Raw genomic sequence first — 16,147 nt, 5'->3', positions numbered from 1 at the left:
GTCGGCCACGACCGTGCCGTCCTCGGTCTCTTTGGCGATGGGTCCAATCCCGCCCTCGGCTGAGCGCTGGACGTGAACGTCCATCCCCAGGCGGTGAGCCACCACCGGCTCCTCGCCCTCGAGTGCCTTCCTCGCTACCTCGTCCGCTTCGCGCTCGAGTGCTGGATCGGGGTCGATGACCAGCGAACTCCCCTCCTGTGGAAGCATACTGACCTGACCGCCGGTCTGCTGGCGGACGTGAGCCAGCTCGTGCGCCAAGAGGTACTTCCCCTCCGGACTCTCAGGATTGTACTCACCGCGGTTGAACACCACGTGGTTGCCGATCGTGAAGGCGCGTGCCTCGAGCGACCGGCGTTGCAGTGAGATTGTAGACAATCGTCATTCACCGCCTGCAAATGCAGGCAGGTCGTAGACGCCCTCGGGTGTGTGTTCGTCGTACCAGGTCGAGACTGTGGCGTTCGGGTCGTGGTAGCGCTCGTAGAAGTCGTAGTGCTCGTACCAGGTGGCGAACTCGTGGATGCCGTGACCCTGGAGTCGGAAGGCATCGGGCGGCGCGATTCCCATGCCGAGGTAGCAATCCCGAACCTGACAGTAGAGGATTCTAATGAGTTGGGCGCGAAACTCCGCGAACGACGCAGGGTCGTACGGCAACAGGTCGATTCGTGCATCTGGATCACGCTCGAGCGATGGCTGGTCGCCCCATTCGGTGTGGTAGACACCAGCGCTGTCGTCCCAGTGGACGTGGATGCCTGAGACGGCCTCGAGAAGGTCGTCGGCGGACAGATCGCCGACGGCGTCAGCCTCGCCCGCCTCGAGTATGGGTGTGAGAACCGCCTCGAAAGAGCGGTGGGTAACGTCGCCGTTGTGCACTGTTCGGAGGAAGGCAGTCGCATCAGGGTCGGTGACTGCACGTGCGAGCGTTGCGAGCGCGTCGTCATCGAGACCGAGGTAGACGTCCGTTCGGTAGGTGACGTGTGTCGGGCGGGCACCCTCCGGTAGTGTCACGGATGGTTCGGTCTCGCCGTAGTGGCTGGCGACCTGCAAGTAGAGGTCGGTGAAGTGTTCTTCGAAGGTTTCTGCAGAGAGGCCCGCGAGGACGAGCGCCACCGCGGCGATGCGGTGAGGGTTTTCGTTGAGCGAGAGGGTGTCGTAACCGCGCTCACGGTAGACCCAGTACTTCGCGAAGCGCCGGGCCTGGTTGATGGGTTCGACTTCGTCGATCATCGAGCGCTCGGCTGGGTCATCAGGATAGCCGTTCTGTGAGTGCCCCTGCAAACTCCCATCAAAACCGATCGCGACAGTGTGTTTCACGCCGTTATTGTCCGTGATTCTAACACCAATGCCGCGTTCGTCTTGGTCAATGATTGCTGCATTCATTGTGGTTAATCGAACCGTGTTCCACTGGTTGCGATATTATCAACCATGGTGACTGCCCGCCTGGCAGTCTGTTCGACCCACTCTTCAGGTGGATCGATCTGTCGAAGCCTGGCGTGCAACTGCTGTGGTGCAAACTTCTGATCGACGTACTGATCCAGCATCGGACCGATGACGGGGAGGAGCGAAGTGAGCCCCGCAGCGGCGACTTTGCTGTGATCGACCTCGCCAAACTCGAGGTCGTCCGTGGCTTCTTCGACTTCTTCCAGGCCGAAGTCGCCTTTGAGCACCCCGCGGCGACTCACTTCAGGCGTACGCTGGATCGAGACATTGGGCCCGAGTCGGTGAGCCACCACTGGCTCCTCACCTTCGAGTGCCTTCCTCGCCACCTCGTCGGCCTCACGCTCGAGTTCGGGGTCGGGATCGATGACCAGTGAACTCCCTTCCTGGGGGAGCATACTAATCGCACCACCAGTCTGCTGTCGCACGTGAGCTAATTCGTGCGCGAGCAGATATTTCCCGTCGGGACTCTCCGGATCGTACTCGCCGCGGTTGAACACCACGTGGTTCCCGGTGGTGAACGCCCGCGCCTCGAGCGCGCTCGCCGCCTTCGCGGCCTCCGGCCCAGTGTGCAGCTGTACGTCAGAAAACGAGTCCCCCATCCGCGCTTCCATCTCTTTGCGGACGGATCCCTCGAGCGGCCGTCCTGGCTGGGAAATCACCCGCCGCACCACGTCGGGTGTCGCGGTCTCACCTGCCAGGTCGCTCTCGGCCTGCGCCTCCACCGAGCGCATCGCGCTCTCGGTGTCGAGTTCGACGCCCGCTTTCCAGGAGCTACGCACTCGAGCGACGCGAACCTGCTCGCCCATCGGCGTGTTACAGCCTTCGGGGAGTTCACCGCGTTCGCCCAACTCCTGGACGTTCTCGAGACCACGCCGCAGGATCATCTGATCGAGGATGGCCGCCTGGTCGCGCGAGGGTTGGCCCACTCGGTTCAGGTACTGGTACGGCCGCGCCCCGCGCTGGGTCTGGGCCTGCGCTCGAGTGCGCCGTGTTCGTTCGTTTCGCTCACTGTCGTCGTTCGAGCGGTCGCGTCGGTCCCGGTCGAAGCTCACACGCTCCACCTCGTGTGTCGTTGCATTGGTAATTATCGAAGCGTTACTGCTCTCTCATCTTAACTGTTGATGATCGAACACTCGAGCGAGGAGTACAAGCCGCTGTTCAGCGGCGACGAAGGGCCGACAGCGCGCTCGACACTCGAGTACGACGAGTCGCCCGACCGCGACGACGACCAGGTCTCCGACCTCCAGCCGATTCTGGACCACCTCGGCGACATCACCGGGCTGATCACGTCCTATCTCGAGGAGACTCGAGAGACGAAACGCGTCGACCACGACGCCCAGCGCCGCCACTTCGCCCACCAGCGCCGGATCGTCTACACCGCCGCGGGGACCTTTCTCGCTGTCGTGCTGATCGCCGCCGGGATGACCGCCCAGGGCGCACTCAGCGGTGATGCGTTCACCTTCGTCCTCGGAACGCTCTTCGGCGCGATTCTCACCTTCCTCCAGACGATGCTCCGGGAGTGAGACACCCACCAGTAGCCGAGACCGCGTGACCGGTGCTCACGTCTCGAGCGCCAGATTGGGGTCGACACCAGCGACGCACCCTCACCAGGAGTCGATCGACTCGGACTCGTCGTAGTAGTTCTCGTAGAGGTCGGTCGACTGTTGGTAGAGCGAACACCGGTACTTCCCGTAGCCGGTATCTCTGAATCCGGCTGGTGGCGTGACACCCATACAGACGTAGCAATCGCGTACTTGGTAAGCAAGGTGTGCGAGGAGGTACTCCTGAAACGCTGGTAGACTGTCGACACTGATCGGCATCGGTTCGACTCGCGCGTCGGGCTCTCGCTCGAGTGGCTGGCCGACGGGTTCGACGTGTTCGTTGTTGTAGCCGTCGTTGTAGAGTGCATAACACGGAGAGGTTGCCTCGATCTCGAACGCGAGAGCGCCTTCGAGCGTGGAGTCGGTGGCGAGTTTCTCGAGTGCCGCGGTGAGCGTTTCGCCGTCGATCGAGTCTCCGGGTTCTGCGCCGTACGTCGTGAGGGCAGTCCTGGCAGCCTTTTGGACGGCAGTTGGGTCTGGCTCGAGGTAGAGGTCTTTTCGGTAAACGACGATCCCATCGGGATTGGCCCCATCAACCGGTAGGTCGATCCTCGAGCCACTGACGTGCTCTCGAAGTCGGTCGTAGAGATCACCGAAGTGACGTTCGAATGCAGAGCCAGAAAGACACCCAACGGCGATCATCGCCGCCAGAATACAGTCGGGATTGTCGACCCGCTCGAGCGTCTCGTAGCCGCGTTCGCGGTAGACGTGGTATCTGGCGTAGCGACGTGCCTGGTTGACGTGTTCGTTCTCTTCGTCTGTTCGTTCGTTCGGGCTGTCGGCGTAGCCATCCTGATCGTGATATTTGATATTGCCAAACTCGTCCATTTCGATCAGGTGTTCTACTTGGTTGTTGTCGAGCACGCTGAGGCCAACCCGCTTGGATTCGCCGGTGATAATTGCGTCCATATTTACAAATCCTCTCTGGATACTGCATCACCAGTCGAGTCACCTGCTCCAGTCTTCGCGTGTTCGATGGCGGAGCCGATGAGTTGTTTGAGTCGGTCTTTCACATTGCTATCGGTCTGGTCCGCCCAAGCTTTGTATCCCGAGTGGGCAGCGTAGGCGAAACTCAGCCCCGGAACGACATCCGCTAGGGCCGCTTTGGTCAGGCTCAATGCCGCTGCTTCGACCGAATCGGAGAACTCGTACTCGGTGTCTGTCTGGATTTGCTGGCCGAAATGGTCCTCGTACAGGAGTGTCAACTCGTGGTCACTGAGACCGTACTCCGCTTTGATATCAGTCAGCGTTACTGACGGTCCTGCTGGACGGTGCGGTGAGCGCAACTGGCCGTCCTCGGTATGAAATTTCTCCTTGGCATCCTGATGGGCCGGAAGCGTCCCGCCGCTCGAGTGGACACCACCCGGTCCCTGGAACCGTTGGACGTGAACCTCGACACCCGACGGAAGGCGAGCGATCGGAATCGCTTCTGCATCGAGCGCCTTCCTCGCTACCTCGTCAGCTTCACGCTCGAGTTCGGGGTCCGGATCGATCACGAGCGAACTCCCTTCCTGCGGAAGCATACTGACCTGGCCACCGGTCTGCTGGCGGACGTGAGCTAACTCGTGCGCGAGCAGGTACTTCCCCTCCGCACTCTCTGGGTCGTACTCCCCGCGGTTGAACACCACGTGATTGCCGGTCGTGAACGCCCGTGCCTCGAGCGCACTCGCTGCTTTCGCAGCCTCCGGCCCCGTGTGCAGCTGTACGTCAGAAAACGAGTCCCCCATCCGCGCTTCCATCTCCTCGCGGACGGCTCCCTCGAGCGGCTTTCCTGGTTGGGAGATCACCCGCCGCACCACCTCTGGTGTGGCTGTCTCACCTACCAGATCACTCTCCGCCTGCGCCTGGACCGAACGCATCGCACTCGGCGTATCGAGTTCGACACCCGCTTTCCAGGAGCTACGCACTCGAGCATCACGGACCTGTTCGCCCGTCGGCGTGTTACAGCCGCGCGGGAGTTCACCCCGTTCGCCCAACTCCTGGACGTCCTCGAGACCACGCCTCAGGATCATCTGATCGAGGATGGCCGCGTGCTCGGGTGAGGGCTGTCGCACGCTCGAGAGATGGTGGTGGGGGCGCGCTCCGCGCGCGGCCTGGGCCTGCACTCGAGCGCGCCGTGTTCGTTCGTTTCGCTCACTGTCGTCGTTCGAGCGGTCGCGTCGGTCCCGGTCGAAGCTCACACGCTCCACCTCGTGTGTCGTTGCATTGGTAATTATCGAAGCGTTACTACTCGCTCATCTTAACTGTTGGTGACCGAACACTCGAGCGAGGGGTACAAGCCCCTCTTCAGCGGCGTCGAAGAGCCGAAAGCGCACTCGACACTCGAGTACGACGAGTCGCCCGACCGCGCCGACGACCAGGCCTCCGACCTCCAGCCGATTCTGGACCACCTCGGCGACATCACCGGGCTGATCACGTCGTATCTCGAGGAGACTCGAGAGACGAAACGCGTCGACCACGACGCCCAGCGCCGCCACTTCGCCCACCAGCGCCGGATCGTCTACACCGCCGCGGGGACCTTTCTCGCCGTCGTGCTGATCGCCGCCGGGATGACTGCCCAGGGCGCACTCAGCGGTGACGCGTTCACCTTCGTCCTCGGGACGCTCTTCGGCGCGATTCTCACCTTCCTCCAGACGATGCTTCGCGAGTGAGACACCCACCAGTAGCCGAGACCGCGTGACCGGTGCTCACGTCTCGAGCCGTAGTCAACATCGCCCGTCTCGCACGTCCGTTCTCGTTTCAGCGCTCGCTCGGCCGTGGTCACTACCGGCCAAACAGCGCGCGGACGATGCGCCGCAGCAGTGGGCCGGGCTGGCCCGGCCCGGCGAACCCTCCGCTCGCCAGTGCCCCGTGTTCGATACCCGGCGGCCGGTAGCCTTCAATCTCGGCGTCGGTGAGGTGGTACGGCGGGTAGACATCGGCGTGCTGGTAGTGCATCGTCTGTTCGGCGAAGCCCTGGCCGAGGACGCGAAACGCCTCCGGGGGCTCGAGTCCGAGCCGGAGATACGCATCGCGGACCTGACACTGGAGGTGGTGACAGAGCAGACCCTGAACGATCTCGGCCGTCAGTTCCGACTCGAGGGTGGCCTGTGGAGGCGTCATCTGGAGCTGTGCGTCGGGTGGTCCCGCGCTGGTGTGACTGCGCTCGCCAACGACCGGCTCCTCGACACTGCCGTCGTTGGCGCGGCGCTGGTACTGGAGATCGAGCGCCGACACTTCGGTGATCGGTGCCGTGTCCGGCGGCAGGCGCGCCTCGAGTTCGGCCGCCAGCGCCTCGTAGAGGTCGTACGCGTCGGTGGTTCCCGCGAAGGCTTCTATCGGTGACGCAGCCACTGGATCCTCGAGATAGGCGTCGAACTCGAGGGCGAGAAACACGTCGGCGCGGTAGACGATACCGCCGACGGGGGCGGTCTCCTCGGGCATCTCCACGATGGGGGGAACCTTGGGGTGGAGCGCACTGTGGTACTGCTGGGCGTAGGGACCGAACTGTCGTTCGAAACTATCGAACTCGAGACCGAACACCGCGCCGAGCGTGTAGGGAATCCACTCCGGGGTTAGGCGTGGGGGGAGCGTTGGGTATCCTAACGTCCGCTGAACCGTATACTTAGCATACTCCTGGACTTGACTGAGATAGACTACATCGTTACTCGATTGTTTGGACGTTCTGTTTGGGTAGTAATCCTGTTTGTGGTATGATATTCTTCCAGACATTATCTCGACAGTAAGATTATGCTCTACGTCATTTTGGTCTGTGACATAGATCTTCACATATTCACCGTCATCTCCATCGACATCCGCTTTCATGGTGATTCACCACCACCATCATATGGGTCCTCAACATCCCACGGCATGTCGATATCCATCCTCCGGAAGAACTCGATCACTCGCTCTTCTTGTCCGAGCACTCGAGCGACCTCGAGCGTGAGGTAGATGTCTTCGCGGTGGAGTCGGTCTTTGCCGACGTGGATGGTTCCGCCGACGGCGAGCGTCACCGCCATCGCTTCGGGCTGAGTCAGTCCGTACTCCGAGACGAGCGGCTGGACAACGCTCTGAGTCGTGCCGAGTGTGACCGCGTACTCGGCGTACTTGTAGGCGTCGCGCAACCGGTCGGGACCGACGCTCAGGAGGTCAGTGTCTTCGATTCCTGCCTCTATCTCCTCCGTCGAGACATCGCCCTGGAGCACCTCTCGGCGAGTTTTATCGACTCGCTGGACGTGGACCGTCGTCGTGGCGAGGCGCTGAATTTCGAGTTCGCTCCCCCGGACGATGTACCCCGTGGCATTGCGCTCGAGTGCTGGGTTCGGTTCGATCACCAGTGAACGGCGCTCTTGCGAGAGCAAACTGATTCGGCCAGCGGTCTGCTGTCGCACGTGAGCTAATTCGTGCGCGAGCAGATATTTCCCTTCCGCGCTCTCAGGGTCGTACTCCCCGCGGTTGAACACCACGTGATTCCCGGTCGTGAAAGCGCGTGCCTCGAGCGCGCTCGCCGCCTTCGCGGCCTCCGGTCCAGTGTGTAGCTGTACATCCGAAAACGAGTCGCCCATCCGTTGCTCCATCTCGTCTCGGACGGCTCCCTCGAGCGGTTTCCCCGGTCTCGAGAGCACGCGCCGGACGACCTCGGGTGTGGCCGTCTCACCCGCGAGACCAGTATCGGCTTGCGCCTCCACCGAGCGCATGGCACTCTCGGTGTCGAGTTCGACGCCCGCTCCCAGGGAGCTCCGCACTCGAGCGATACGAACCTGCTCGCCCGTCGGCGTGTTACAGCCTTCGGGCAACTCACCGCGTTCGCCCCACGCCTGGACCTGATCGAATCCGCGGGTCTGGATTAGCTGGTCGAGCTGGGCCGCCTGCTCGGGCGAGGGTCGTAGTACACTCGAGAGATACTGATGTGGCCCCGCTCGAGCGCGCCGGACGTGCTCGTTCCGCTCACTGTCGTCGTTCGACCGGTCGCGCCGGTCCCGGTCGAAACTCACACGCCCCACCTCGTGTATCGTTGCATTGGTAATTATCGAATCGTTACTGCTCGCTCTTCTTAACTGTTGATAATCGAACACTCGAGCGTGCTCACCTAACGCACCACCCTGGTCTCAGCCGTACCGCTTGTGGGCGTCGTCGATCGGCAGAATTTCACGAACGCGAACCTCATCCGCTCCGTCGTGAATCGTGTAGAACGCGGTGTACGTTCGCCCGATGTGCATTCGGTACAACTCCCGCCCGTCGACGGGGAGTTTTTCCCGATCACCGCGTCCGGTACCGGGACGGGGATACGGTTCACTCGCTAGCTTCTCGAGGTTCGTCCGAACGATCCGACCCGTCTTTTCGTCGGCGTCTGTTAGAAATTCGCGCGGCTGCTCGGCGAGGAGGACGGTGAACGCCATCCGTCTCAGAGATCGCCGAGTGCGACGTACTCGTCGTCGTCAGTCCGCTCGAGTAAGTCGCGGCGGTTCTGCCGCTGTCGCACCTCGATCAATGCGTTGACGACATCGTCCCACGTCTCACCGGCGCCTTTGAACTCTCCGAGTCGCTCGAACGTCTCCTCACGAACCGGAATTCGCTTCTCGGCCTTTGCCATCTTTACAAGGTTGCACACGGAACGTGATAAAACACCCGAACGATCCACACACCACTCGAGACGTACGCTCGGCGGACCCGACCGATACGAAGACGCCGGAGTGGACGATGCTCGAGCGACCCTGACGGGGCGCTCAGATCGCCTCGAATACGACGAGACGGCCGTCTCGTAAGCCCCAGCGGCTTACACCTGCTCGAACAGCGCCACCACGTCGTTGAAGCCGACGCTTCCCGACCCCGAGAAGTCGAAGTACTGGGGGTTGTTCTGGACGACGGGGTCGTTGACGTGCTCGAAGAACGTCACCACGTCGTTGAACCCGAGGTTCCCGTCACCCGTAACGTCGTAGTAGAGGTCGCTGCCATCGTACGGTCCCGGCTCGTAGCCGTTCAACTCGAGTGCGGGTCCCGCTTCCAGGACCGCCGCGATGTCCTCGCCGTCGGTCTCGAGTATCTCCGCGGCGTTGTCGTGGATGGCAGACGAGACGGGCTCGAGCGCTGGCTGGCCGTCGGGATCGGGCCAGCCGACGACGACGGTTCCGACCATGCCCGCTGGCTCGTGGGGGGTGCAGACGTAGTCGTAGACGCCGGGTTCCTCGAAGGTGTGTTCGAAGGTCCCGCCAGCGCCGAGGACGTCGCTCGCCCAGGGCGTTGCCCCGTCCGGAATCCGCTCCTGGTCGCCGTAGGTGTCGGGGTGGTAGGCGACGGTGTCGTGGGGCTGGCCGCCCTCGAACTCCCAGGTGACCGTCCCGCCCACCTCGACGTGGGCGATTCGCGGGACGAACTCGTTTCCGGCGGTCATCTCGACGGTGATCGACTCGACGGGCTCACCCAGGTTGTCCTCGCGTTCTGGCTCCTCGTCGTCCTCGCCCTCGCCGATCTGTCCGAGCATCGTGTTCGGGTGGGGCGTACAGAGGTAGTGGTCCATCTCCTCGGTCGCGACGAACTCCACCGTCTGCGTCTCGCCCTCCTCGCCGATCAACTCGGTCGCGAGCAGTTCCGTCTCGTCTTCGTCGCGGATCTCGAAGTTGTGGGGAATGCCGTCGGTGTTCGTCCACTCGACGCGGTAGGCCGCTCCGGGCTCGAGCTCGAGCGTCGGGTTCTCCTCGCCGGCGATCTCTGGCGGGGAGACGCCGTACCAGCCGCTGAACTCTCCTTCGAGGACGAACTCGGTCTCGATCTCGGGTTCCGTGTCGTCTGCGGCCTCGAGTCGGTAGATCCTGTTGTTCGCACCGGTGAAGTCCTGGCCGCCCCAGTCGACGATGTAGAGCCGGTTGTCCGGTCCCATCGCGGCGTCCGTAAAGCTCGCGTTCGGCATGTCGGTGAGGAAGGGCTCGAGGCTGGTCATCTCGCCCTCGTCGTCGAACGACATCAGGTAGAGGTCGCCGGTGTTCCAGAGACCGAAGACGAACGTCCCGTCGTAGTGGTCGGGAATGCCGTCGATGGCGGTCTCGTCGGCCCGGATCAGCGTTCCGGCGATCGGCGAGTAGTCCGTCAGCTCCGGATAGCCCGGCGGGTCGTCGGGGACCTCCCAGGGACCGCCCGCAGGCGGTGAGAGGTAGGCGTCCCAGTTGCCCTCGGCGGGGGCGTACGCCAGCAGGGCGTCCTCGCTGACCGGCGGGAGTTCCCTGAGACCGTCGTTGCGCGGCGAGGCGTTGATCGGCCCGCTCGGGTCGTACTGCTCGCCCACGAGGTGCTGGTACTCGCTGACGACCTCGTCCGGGCGGATGTAGGCGTGTCCGCCGCGGAACATGGGCCAGCCCAGAACGCCGGGTTCGCGGAACCGGAAAACGGGACCGAGACCCGGCGGGCCGTAGTTTGCGTCCCAGTCCGTCGCCTGGGTGGCCTGCCCCGCCGAGTAGAGCCAGCCGGTTTCTGGGTCGACGTCGATCTGGTAGGGGTTTCGAAAGCCCATCGCGTAGATCTCCGGGCGGACGGTTCCGTCGTCGATCTCGGCGGCGTACTCGTCTTCGGGAAAGAGGTTACCCTCGGGAATCGAGTACGAGCCGTCGGCTTCGGGGACGATCCGGAGGATCGATCCGCGCAGGTCCGAAGTGTCCATCGAGGTCCCGCGCGAGTCGCCGGTGTTCGCGCTGTCCTGTGGGTGGAGGTAGTACGAGACGTGGTTCCCGAGCGCGTGCGTGTTGTCACCCAGGGCGATGTAGAGTGCGCCCTCCGGCCCGAAGTCGAGACCGCCGCCGATGTGAAACGGCTGTTCGCGCTGGCCTTCGATTCGGATGATCTCCTCCTCCGACGCCGGATCGATCTCGTCGCCGTCGACCGTAAAGCGCGAGACCAGGTTGTAGGTGCCGCCAAACGTCGGATCCAGGTCGCCCTCGACGGGCGAGTAGAAGACGAAGATCCAGTTGTTCTCGGCGAAGTCGGGATCGACCGTCAGCCCGACCAGGCCGTGTTCGAACTCCTCGAACACCGAGAGGGTCAGCGCCACCGTCGATTCACCACTCTCGGGGTCGAACACGTCGACGCGTCCCTCCTTGTTCGCGATCCAGAGCCGCCCCTGGGGGTCGAAATCGATGGCCGTGGGATTCGCGGCGTCGGCTCCGACCTCCTCCCACTGGAGGTCCGCACCGGAGGTGTCGCCCCCGTTTCCGGTTGGCTGAGCGACCACGCTCTCGGAACCGGCGGCCAGCGCCAGCCCCAGTGCACCCGCGCTCTGGAGGATCCGCCGACGGCTGAGTGAGCCGACCGGTGGGGAGTCGTCGCCTGTACGATCTGCCGTCTGCTCGTCTGGGTCTGGTGTGGACATAGCCCATACTTACATCCATTGATATCACAAATATATTTTTGCTATTATATATTGGAGGAATAGGTCGTAATCGTGGACGTCGGATACCGTTGGTACCGATTGGTCTGATGGGGCTGCCCGTCAGACGGTGCTCCTTCGCGAGCGTTCGACACGCCCACCGCGCGTGGTGGGAGTCGTCCACGGCCTACCTGCTAACGAGACACCGCCGCTCTTCTCCGTCGTCAGTCTGGTGAATATACAGGGTCCCATCCCTGGTATGCTCGAACCCCTTGTAGCGGTCTCCACACTGGGGACACGGCGCGAGTTCGTTTCCGTCCTGCATACGCCCACCAGGTGAGGGTCGGATATACGTCTACGCCGCCCTGTCGATCCGAACCGGTTCGAAGAAAGTCCGCTCTCCCCGATTTGAACGCTGTGAGACGTTCCGGGCGTGCGACGCTTCGCGCCGTTCCGGGGCTGCGACTCACAAGCTCAAATCGTGTCGGTCGGATTTTCGAAGAAAGTCCGCTCTCCCCGATTTGAACGGGGGGCATGCCGATCTACAGTCGGCTGCTCTACCAGGCTGAGCTAAGAGCGGGCAGTTTAGAGTAGCAGCCGACGGCGACATAAGGGTTATTATTTGACCCCGATCGAGGGGTGTGACGAACGTCTGACACGGCAGAAGCATTCATATGGGTTCCCTCGCAACAGGGTGGATACGCGAGAGCCATGAGCAAGATCACGTTTCGCGCGGACGACGACCTCGTCGACCAGCTCGAGGCATTCGACGCCTCGAAGAGCGAGGTCATGCGCGAGGCGCTCCGCCTCTATCTGACGTCGCACGAACGCGAGCACACCGAGTCACCCTCGAGTGCGCCTGCGAGTCCGGACGCCGAAGCGCCTTCGTACGACGGGCCGTCGTCGATCGACGACCGTATCCGCGCGCTGGTCGACGACCACCTCGAGCGGCGGCTGTCACACACGCGCGAAACGAACTCCCCGCAGGACGTGAACGTCTCGATCACGCTCGAGGGTCTCGAGGCGACGACGGCCGTCGAGGACGAAACGGAACGTAAGACACCGGTGGCAGACACCGGTGGTGACCACGAGTGCGTCCAGTGTGGGGAGGCGCTCGAGCAGTCGCACGTATACTGTCCGAACTGTGGGGAGAAGGCCTCGAGACGCGTGTTCTGTGAGTGTGGTGACGAGGTCCGTTCGGACTGGGCGTTCTGTCCCAGCTGTGGGCGTCGGACACCGGCAGGGAGCGTGTTGGACGCGAAATAGGCGTTTCCGGGACCGTCGTAAGACGGAGAACGTCGCCGCCGCCGGAATCTTTATTATGTATGACAAAGTTGGCTATAGTCGCGTAAGACGATCGTCTTACAGACCGAAGCTGGTGCGGGCAACCGGCCCGTTGTATGGTGGTTTCGGGTGTAAGACACGGCGCGTCTGACAGGGGCGCGCGCCGTCTTACCCACAACGGGGAATACAACAATGGAGCGTGTGACACTGCGAATCCCAAAACAGCAGATCGAGGAGGTCGAACAGATGGTCGATTCGGGCGAGTTCCCGAATCGGAGCGAGGCGATTCGCTCAGCCGTCAGAGAAATGATCAACGAGCAGAGCGAGAGCCCACCGGAGCAGACGGGCAAACGCGGCTGGGCGAAGGTGTAACCGATGCAGGACATCGTACAAGAAGCACTCCAGAACGCAGAGGAAGAGGCCCGGGAGATGGACGTGTCGTTCGACGACGACGAGTTCGGCGACCCCCGGATCGTCATCATCGGCTGTGGTGGCGCGGGTAACAACACGATCAACCGGCTGTACAACATCGGCGTCGAGGGTGCTGACACCGTCGCGATCAATACGGACAAACAGCACCTGAAGATGATCGAGGCGGACACGAAGATCCTCGTCGGCAAGTCGCTGACGAACGGTCTCGGGGCCGGTGGCGACCCCTCGATGGGCGAGCGCGCCACCGAGATGGCCCAGAGCACCGTCAAAGACGTCCTCGGCGACGCGGATCTCGTCTTCGTGACGGCGGGGATGGGCGGTGGCACCGGCACGGGTGCCGCCCCCGTCGCGGCCAAGATCGCCAAAGAGCAGGGTGCGATCGTCGTCGGGATGGTCTCGACGCCGTTCAACGTCGAGCGTGCCCGCACGGTGAAAGCCGAGGAGGGACTCGAGCGACTGCGCGAGCAGGCCGACTCGATCATCGTCCTCGACAACAACCGTCTGCTCGATTACGTCCCGAACTTACCAATAGGAAAGGCGTTCTCGGTGATGGACCAGATCATCGCCGAGACCGTCAAGGGCATCTCGGAGACGATCACCCAGCCGAGTCTGATCAACCTGGACTACGCGGACATGTCCACGATCATGAACCAGGGTGGCGTCGCCGTCATGCTCGTCGGGGAGACCCAGGACAAGAACAAGACCGAGGAGGTCGTGCGCGATGCGATGAACCACCCGCTGTTGGACGTCGACTACCGCGGCGCGTCGGGTGGACTCGTCCACATCACCGGCGGCCCGGACCTCACGCTGAAAGAGGCCGAGGGCATCGCCGACAACATCACCGAGCGTCTCGAGGCCAGCGCGAACGTCATCTGGGGCGCGCGCATCCAGGAGAACTACAAGGGCAAGGTCCGCGTCATGGCGATCATGACCGGCGTCCAGAGCGCACAGGTGCTCGGCCCGACCACGCAGAAACAGGCCGACAAGTCGCGTGCGAGCATCGAAGGGATCTCGGACGTCGACTTCGACGCCAGCAGGGACGTCGAACGCACTCGCTCGAACTACGGGGCACAGAGCGACGGCGGGCGCAACCAGGTCGAACGCGAGAACGGCGTCGACGTCATCCGGTAATCCGGGCCGCGCGATTTTTCTTGAGAACGCACTACACCTGCTGAGCGCTGCCTCCGCCTCGTCAGCCAACCGTCTCCGTCTCACTCACGGCACTGTATACGCCTCGCTAGCGAACGTATACGCTCGTTCGACCCGGTCGCGTGGCCGATTCACACCGCGCGGATCGACTCGAGCAGCGAGCACTTCCGACAACGCTCCTGCGTGGTCGTCGACCCACACTCGACGCACTCGCGTAACTCGGCGTGGTCGTCGCCGTGGTAGCGGTCGGTAGCCAGGCGGGCGAGTTCTTCGTACCCCGAGAGAATCGAGTGGCGGGTGCCGGGGTGGTTCTCCTCGAGTCCGTACAGCAGTCGCTGGATCTCGCCGCGGTAGGCCTCGCTCGAGTGGGGACACTCGCTGATGTGTGCGGGGAGGTCTCTGAGGTGGGCGTAGAGGGCGACCTCCTTCTCGGGGACGTCACGCAACGGCTTCGCCCGGGGGACGAACTCCTCCTGGGCGCGCCGTTCGGAGAGCGGGCCCAGACTCGCCTCGAAGTGTTTCGCCATCTGTGAGACGTCGCCCTCTAAGAAGTTCATCAGCGCCGACTGGGCCTCGTCGTCGAGGTTGTGGCCGGTGAGCAGGAGGTCGGCGTCGAACGCCTCGGCGTAGCGCGAGAGGACGTCACGGCGGAAGACGCCGCAGTAGGCGCAGGCGGCCATGTTCTCCGGGTCGTCCTCGACGACGTCGTCCATGCGGACGCCGAACTCGTCTTCGTAGCTGACGACCTCGTGGCGGAGGTCGAGCGTCTCCGTGAGGTCGAGACAGGCCTCGAGCGAGCGGTCGCGGTAGCCTTCGATGCCCTCGTGAATCGTCAGACAGACGAGTTCGATGCGAGGGTCCTCCGCGAACGTCTCGGAGAGGACCTGCGTGAGGACGATGCTGTCTTTGCCGCCGGAGAGACCGATCACCCAGGTCTGTGGGTTCGCCGGTGAGGCGTCTTTCGGGACGAGGTCGTCGCGTCTGACGCGCCGACGGACGCGGCGCTCGAGCGACTCGCGGAAGTGTTCCTCACAGAGGTGGGCCCCGGAGTAGGCGGCGTGCATGACGGCGTCGGCTCCACAGCGGTCACACTCCATCGCTTCGACGTAGTCACCTGGTGGGGAAACCCGTTTCGCTCGCGCGGGACCGATCAGACGGTGACCGTCGGCCGCTCTTCGACCGCGCTGGCTCCCTCCTCGAGCGTCGCGAGGATGGCGTCGACGTACTCGTCTCTGACGCGCGAGGAGAACAGCTCGTGGCCCCCGTCGTAGAGGACGACGTGTTCGGGCGGGACGCGTTCGCCGATGGGGCGGTGGTCGATCAGCGGGTCGCGCAGCGAGCAGAAGACGACGGCGTCGTGGTCGATGGCGAGCAGCTCGGCCTGTGCGTGGCGGGTTTCGCGGACGAACGCGGGTGAGACCCACCGCGGGCGCGTCGCGAGCTGGTGGTCGGTGGCGAGGTCGCCGAAGTCCGCCCGGCGTGGCTCGCCGACCGGGAGGAACGGCGCGCTCGTCGGGATCGCCGAGAGCACCTCGCCGACGAAGTTTCGGGGTGTGCCCGCATAGCCCCACCACGGACTCAGGTAGACGTGGTTCTCCGCGCCGTCGAGCGCCTGGGCGACCAGCGCACCCGCGCTGTGGGCGAGCAGCTGGTAGTGCTCGAGGTCGACGACGTACTCGGCGACCGGCTCGAGCCAGTCGGCTTTGAAGTCGTCGATGTTGGTGGGGAGTTCGAACGCGTGGACTCGGTAGCCGGCGTCTGCACAGGCACCGATGAGCCAGCTGACGTTCTCGTGCGTCCAGCGGTTGCCCCAGCCCATCACGAAGACGAGTTCCTCGTCCCCGTCTTCGTTGAAGAGTCGATGTCTCATAGCCATCCATTTGCGGGGGACAGTCAAAAATGTGGATGCTTG

17 protein-coding genes and 1 tRNA gene are annotated in these 16,147 nt (G+C 63.3%); 5 read left to right on the top strand and 13 right to left on the bottom strand.

What is annotated here, in order from left to right:
* From N0B15_RS08470 to N0B15_RS08460, 3 genes are all read right to left on the bottom strand, one after another.
* The coding region (locus tag N0B15_RS08470; RefSeq protein WP_263019259.1) for an eCIS core domain-containing protein at positions 1-375 on the bottom strand (375 nt) is incomplete at its 3' end.
* A 3-nt stretch (positions 376-378) separates the two neighbouring features.
* On the bottom strand, positions 379-1,377 hold the full coding sequence (locus N0B15_RS08465; RefSeq protein WP_464503015.1) for a DUF7958 family protein: 999 nt from the start codon (positions 1,375-1,377) through the stop codon (positions 379-381).
* Positions 1,378-1,382: 5 nt separating this feature from the next.
* The gene (locus tag N0B15_RS08460) at positions 1,383-2,489 is read right to left on the bottom strand and encodes an eCIS core domain-containing protein (protein ID WP_425494218.1); all 1,107 of its coding nucleotides are present in this window, start codon (positions 2,487-2,489) and stop codon (positions 1,383-1,385) included.
* A gap of 69 nt (positions 2,490-2,558) precedes the next feature.
* Between N0B15_RS08460 and N0B15_RS08455 the strand changes: the two genes are divergently transcribed.
* The gene (locus N0B15_RS08455; protein WP_263019257.1) at positions 2,559-2,960 is read left to right on the top strand and encodes a hypothetical protein; all 402 of its coding nucleotides are present in this window, start codon (positions 2,559-2,561) and stop codon (positions 2,958-2,960) included.
* An 81-nt stretch (positions 2,961-3,041) separates the two neighbouring features.
* On the opposite strand, the gene N0B15_RS08450 is transcribed toward N0B15_RS08455, so the two are convergent.
* Positions 3,042-3,947: a DUF7958 family protein gene (locus tag N0B15_RS08450; RefSeq protein WP_263019256.1), complete on the bottom strand. Its 906-nt coding sequence runs from the start codon at positions 3,945-3,947 to the stop codon at positions 3,042-3,044.
* Positions 3,948-3,949: 2 nt separating this feature from the next.
* Entirely contained in the window at positions 3,950-5,218 is a 1,269-nt protein-coding gene (locus N0B15_RS08445) for an eCIS core domain-containing protein (RefSeq protein WP_263019255.1), read from the bottom strand.
* A gap of 69 nt (positions 5,219-5,287) precedes the next feature.
* Here N0B15_RS08445 and N0B15_RS08440 point away from each other — a divergent pair, with 69 nt between their 5' ends.
* Entirely contained in the window at positions 5,288-5,689 is a 402-nt protein-coding gene (locus tag N0B15_RS08440; RefSeq protein ID WP_263019254.1) for a hypothetical protein, read from the top strand.
* A 112-nt stretch (positions 5,690-5,801) separates the two neighbouring features.
* Here the strand turns inward: N0B15_RS08440 and N0B15_RS08435 are convergent, their stop codons facing one another.
* The 6 genes from N0B15_RS08435 to N0B15_RS08410 all read right to left on the bottom strand — a co-directional run bounded on the left by N0B15_RS08435 (position 5,802) and on the right by N0B15_RS08410 (position 11,950).
* Positions 5,802-6,842 (bottom strand): DUF7958 family protein, encoded by a 1,041-nt coding sequence (locus tag N0B15_RS08435; RefSeq protein ID WP_464503014.1) that lies wholly within the window; start codon positions 6,840-6,842, stop codon positions 5,802-5,804.
* Positions 6,839-8,011: an eCIS core domain-containing protein gene (locus N0B15_RS08430; RefSeq protein ID WP_263019252.1), complete on the bottom strand. Its 1,173-nt coding sequence runs from the start codon at positions 8,009-8,011 to the stop codon at positions 6,839-6,841. Before N0B15_RS08430 ends, N0B15_RS08435 begins: the two co-directional genes overlap by 4 nt.
* Before the next feature lie 114 nt (positions 8,012-8,125).
* Entirely contained in the window at positions 8,126-8,416 is a 291-nt protein-coding gene (locus tag N0B15_RS08425) for a type II toxin-antitoxin system RelE/ParE family toxin (RefSeq protein ID WP_263019251.1), read from the bottom strand.
* A gap of 5 nt (positions 8,417-8,421) precedes the next feature.
* Positions 8,422-8,610, bottom strand: a complete 189-nt coding sequence (locus N0B15_RS08420; RefSeq protein WP_263019250.1) for an antitoxin VapB family protein — start codon at positions 8,608-8,610, stop codon at positions 8,422-8,424.
* 183 nt (positions 8,611-8,793) lie between these two features.
* Complete coding sequence (locus N0B15_RS08415) at positions 8,794-11,373, bottom strand: PQQ-dependent sugar dehydrogenase (RefSeq protein ID WP_263019249.1); 2,580 nt, start codon at positions 11,371-11,373, stop codon at positions 8,794-8,796.
* A 503-nt stretch (positions 11,374-11,876) separates the two neighbouring features.
* Positions 11,877-11,950 (bottom strand) — tRNA-Tyr (locus N0B15_RS08410).
* 131 nt (positions 11,951-12,081) lie between these two features.
* Here N0B15_RS08410 and N0B15_RS08405 point away from each other — a divergent pair.
* From N0B15_RS08405 to ftsZ, 3 genes are all read left to right on the top strand, one after another.
* Positions 12,082-12,636, top strand: a complete 555-nt coding sequence (locus N0B15_RS08405) for a double zinc ribbon domain-containing protein (protein ID WP_263019248.1) — start codon at positions 12,082-12,084, stop codon at positions 12,634-12,636.
* A gap of 210 nt (positions 12,637-12,846) precedes the next feature.
* Positions 12,847-13,026: a ribbon-helix-helix domain-containing protein gene (locus N0B15_RS08400; protein ID WP_263019247.1), complete on the top strand. Its 180-nt coding sequence runs from the start codon at positions 12,847-12,849 to the stop codon at positions 13,024-13,026.
* Positions 13,027-13,029: 3 nt separating this feature from the next.
* Positions 13,030-14,217 carry a cell division protein FtsZ gene (gene ftsZ, locus N0B15_RS08395; protein ID WP_263019246.1) on the top strand — a complete coding sequence of 396 codons (1,188 nt, stop codon included), beginning with the start codon at positions 13,030-13,032 and terminating at the stop codon, positions 14,215-14,217.
* A 149-nt stretch (positions 14,218-14,366) separates the two neighbouring features.
* On the opposite strand, the gene ncsA is transcribed toward ftsZ, so the two are convergent.
* Both ncsA and N0B15_RS08385 read right to left on the bottom strand, forming a co-directional pair.
* Positions 14,367-15,332 carry a tRNA 2-thiolation protein NcsA gene (gene ncsA, locus N0B15_RS08390; RefSeq protein ID WP_263019245.1) on the bottom strand — a complete coding sequence of 322 codons (966 nt, stop codon included), beginning with the start codon at positions 15,330-15,332 and terminating at the stop codon, positions 14,367-14,369.
* A 53-nt stretch (positions 15,333-15,385) separates the two neighbouring features.
* A complete protein-coding gene (locus tag N0B15_RS08385) occupies positions 15,386-16,105 on the bottom strand; it encodes an alpha/beta fold hydrolase (protein WP_263019244.1) in 720 nt (239 codons plus the stop codon).
* Positions 16,106-16,147 lie beyond the last annotated feature (42 nt).

Source organism: Natronobiforma cellulositropha (genome assembly GCF_025629245.1).
GTDB classification, from domain to species: domain Archaea; phylum Halobacteriota; class Halobacteria; order Halobacteriales; family Natrialbaceae; genus Natronobiforma; species Natronobiforma cellulositropha.
Note: the sequence above shows the minus strand (reverse complement) of the source record. Positions and strands in the feature narration are given on the sequence as shown.

What these genes read in the sequence shown, in the direction of transcription:
- N0B15_RS08435 (WP_464503014.1), bottom strand. Translation starts at nt 6,842, where the DNA reads ATGAAAGCGGATGTCGATGGAGATGACGGTGAATATGTGAAGATCTAT.
- N0B15_RS08400 (WP_263019247.1), top strand. Translation starts at nt 12,847, where the DNA reads ATGGAGCGTGTGACACTGCGAATCCCAAAACAGCAGATCGAGGAGGTC.
- N0B15_RS08385 (WP_263019244.1), bottom strand. Translation starts at nt 16,105, where the DNA reads ATGAGACATCGACTCTTCAACGAAGACGGGGACGAGGAACTCGTCTTC.
- N0B15_RS08415 (WP_263019249.1), bottom strand. Translation starts at nt 11,373, where the DNA reads ATGTCCACACCAGACCCAGACGAGCAGACGGCAGATCGTACAGGCGAC.
- N0B15_RS08425 (WP_263019251.1), bottom strand. Translation starts at nt 8,416, where the DNA reads ATGGCGTTCACCGTCCTCCTCGCCGAGCAGCCGCGCGAATTTCTAACA.
- N0B15_RS08465 (WP_464503015.1), bottom strand. Translation starts at nt 1,377, where the DNA reads ATGAATGCAGCAATCATTGACCAAGACGAACGCGGCATTGGTGTTAGA.
- N0B15_RS08405 (WP_263019248.1), top strand. Translation starts at nt 12,082, where the DNA reads ATGAGCAAGATCACGTTTCGCGCGGACGACGACCTCGTCGACCAGCTC.
- N0B15_RS08420 (WP_263019250.1), bottom strand. Translation starts at nt 8,610, where the DNA reads ATGGCAAAGGCCGAGAAGCGAATTCCGGTTCGTGAGGAGACGTTCGAG.
- ftsZ (WP_263019246.1), top strand. Translation starts at nt 13,030, where the DNA reads ATGCAGGACATCGTACAAGAAGCACTCCAGAACGCAGAGGAAGAGGCC.
- ncsA (WP_263019245.1), bottom strand. Translation starts at nt 15,332, where the DNA reads ATGGAGTGTGACCGCTGTGGAGCCGACGCCGTCATGCACGCCGCCTAC.
- N0B15_RS08455 (WP_263019257.1), top strand. Translation starts at nt 2,559, where the DNA reads ATGATCGAACACTCGAGCGAGGAGTACAAGCCGCTGTTCAGCGGCGAC.
- N0B15_RS08450 (WP_263019256.1), bottom strand. Translation starts at nt 3,947, where the DNA reads ATGGACGCAATTATCACCGGCGAATCCAAGCGGGTTGGCCTCAGCGTG.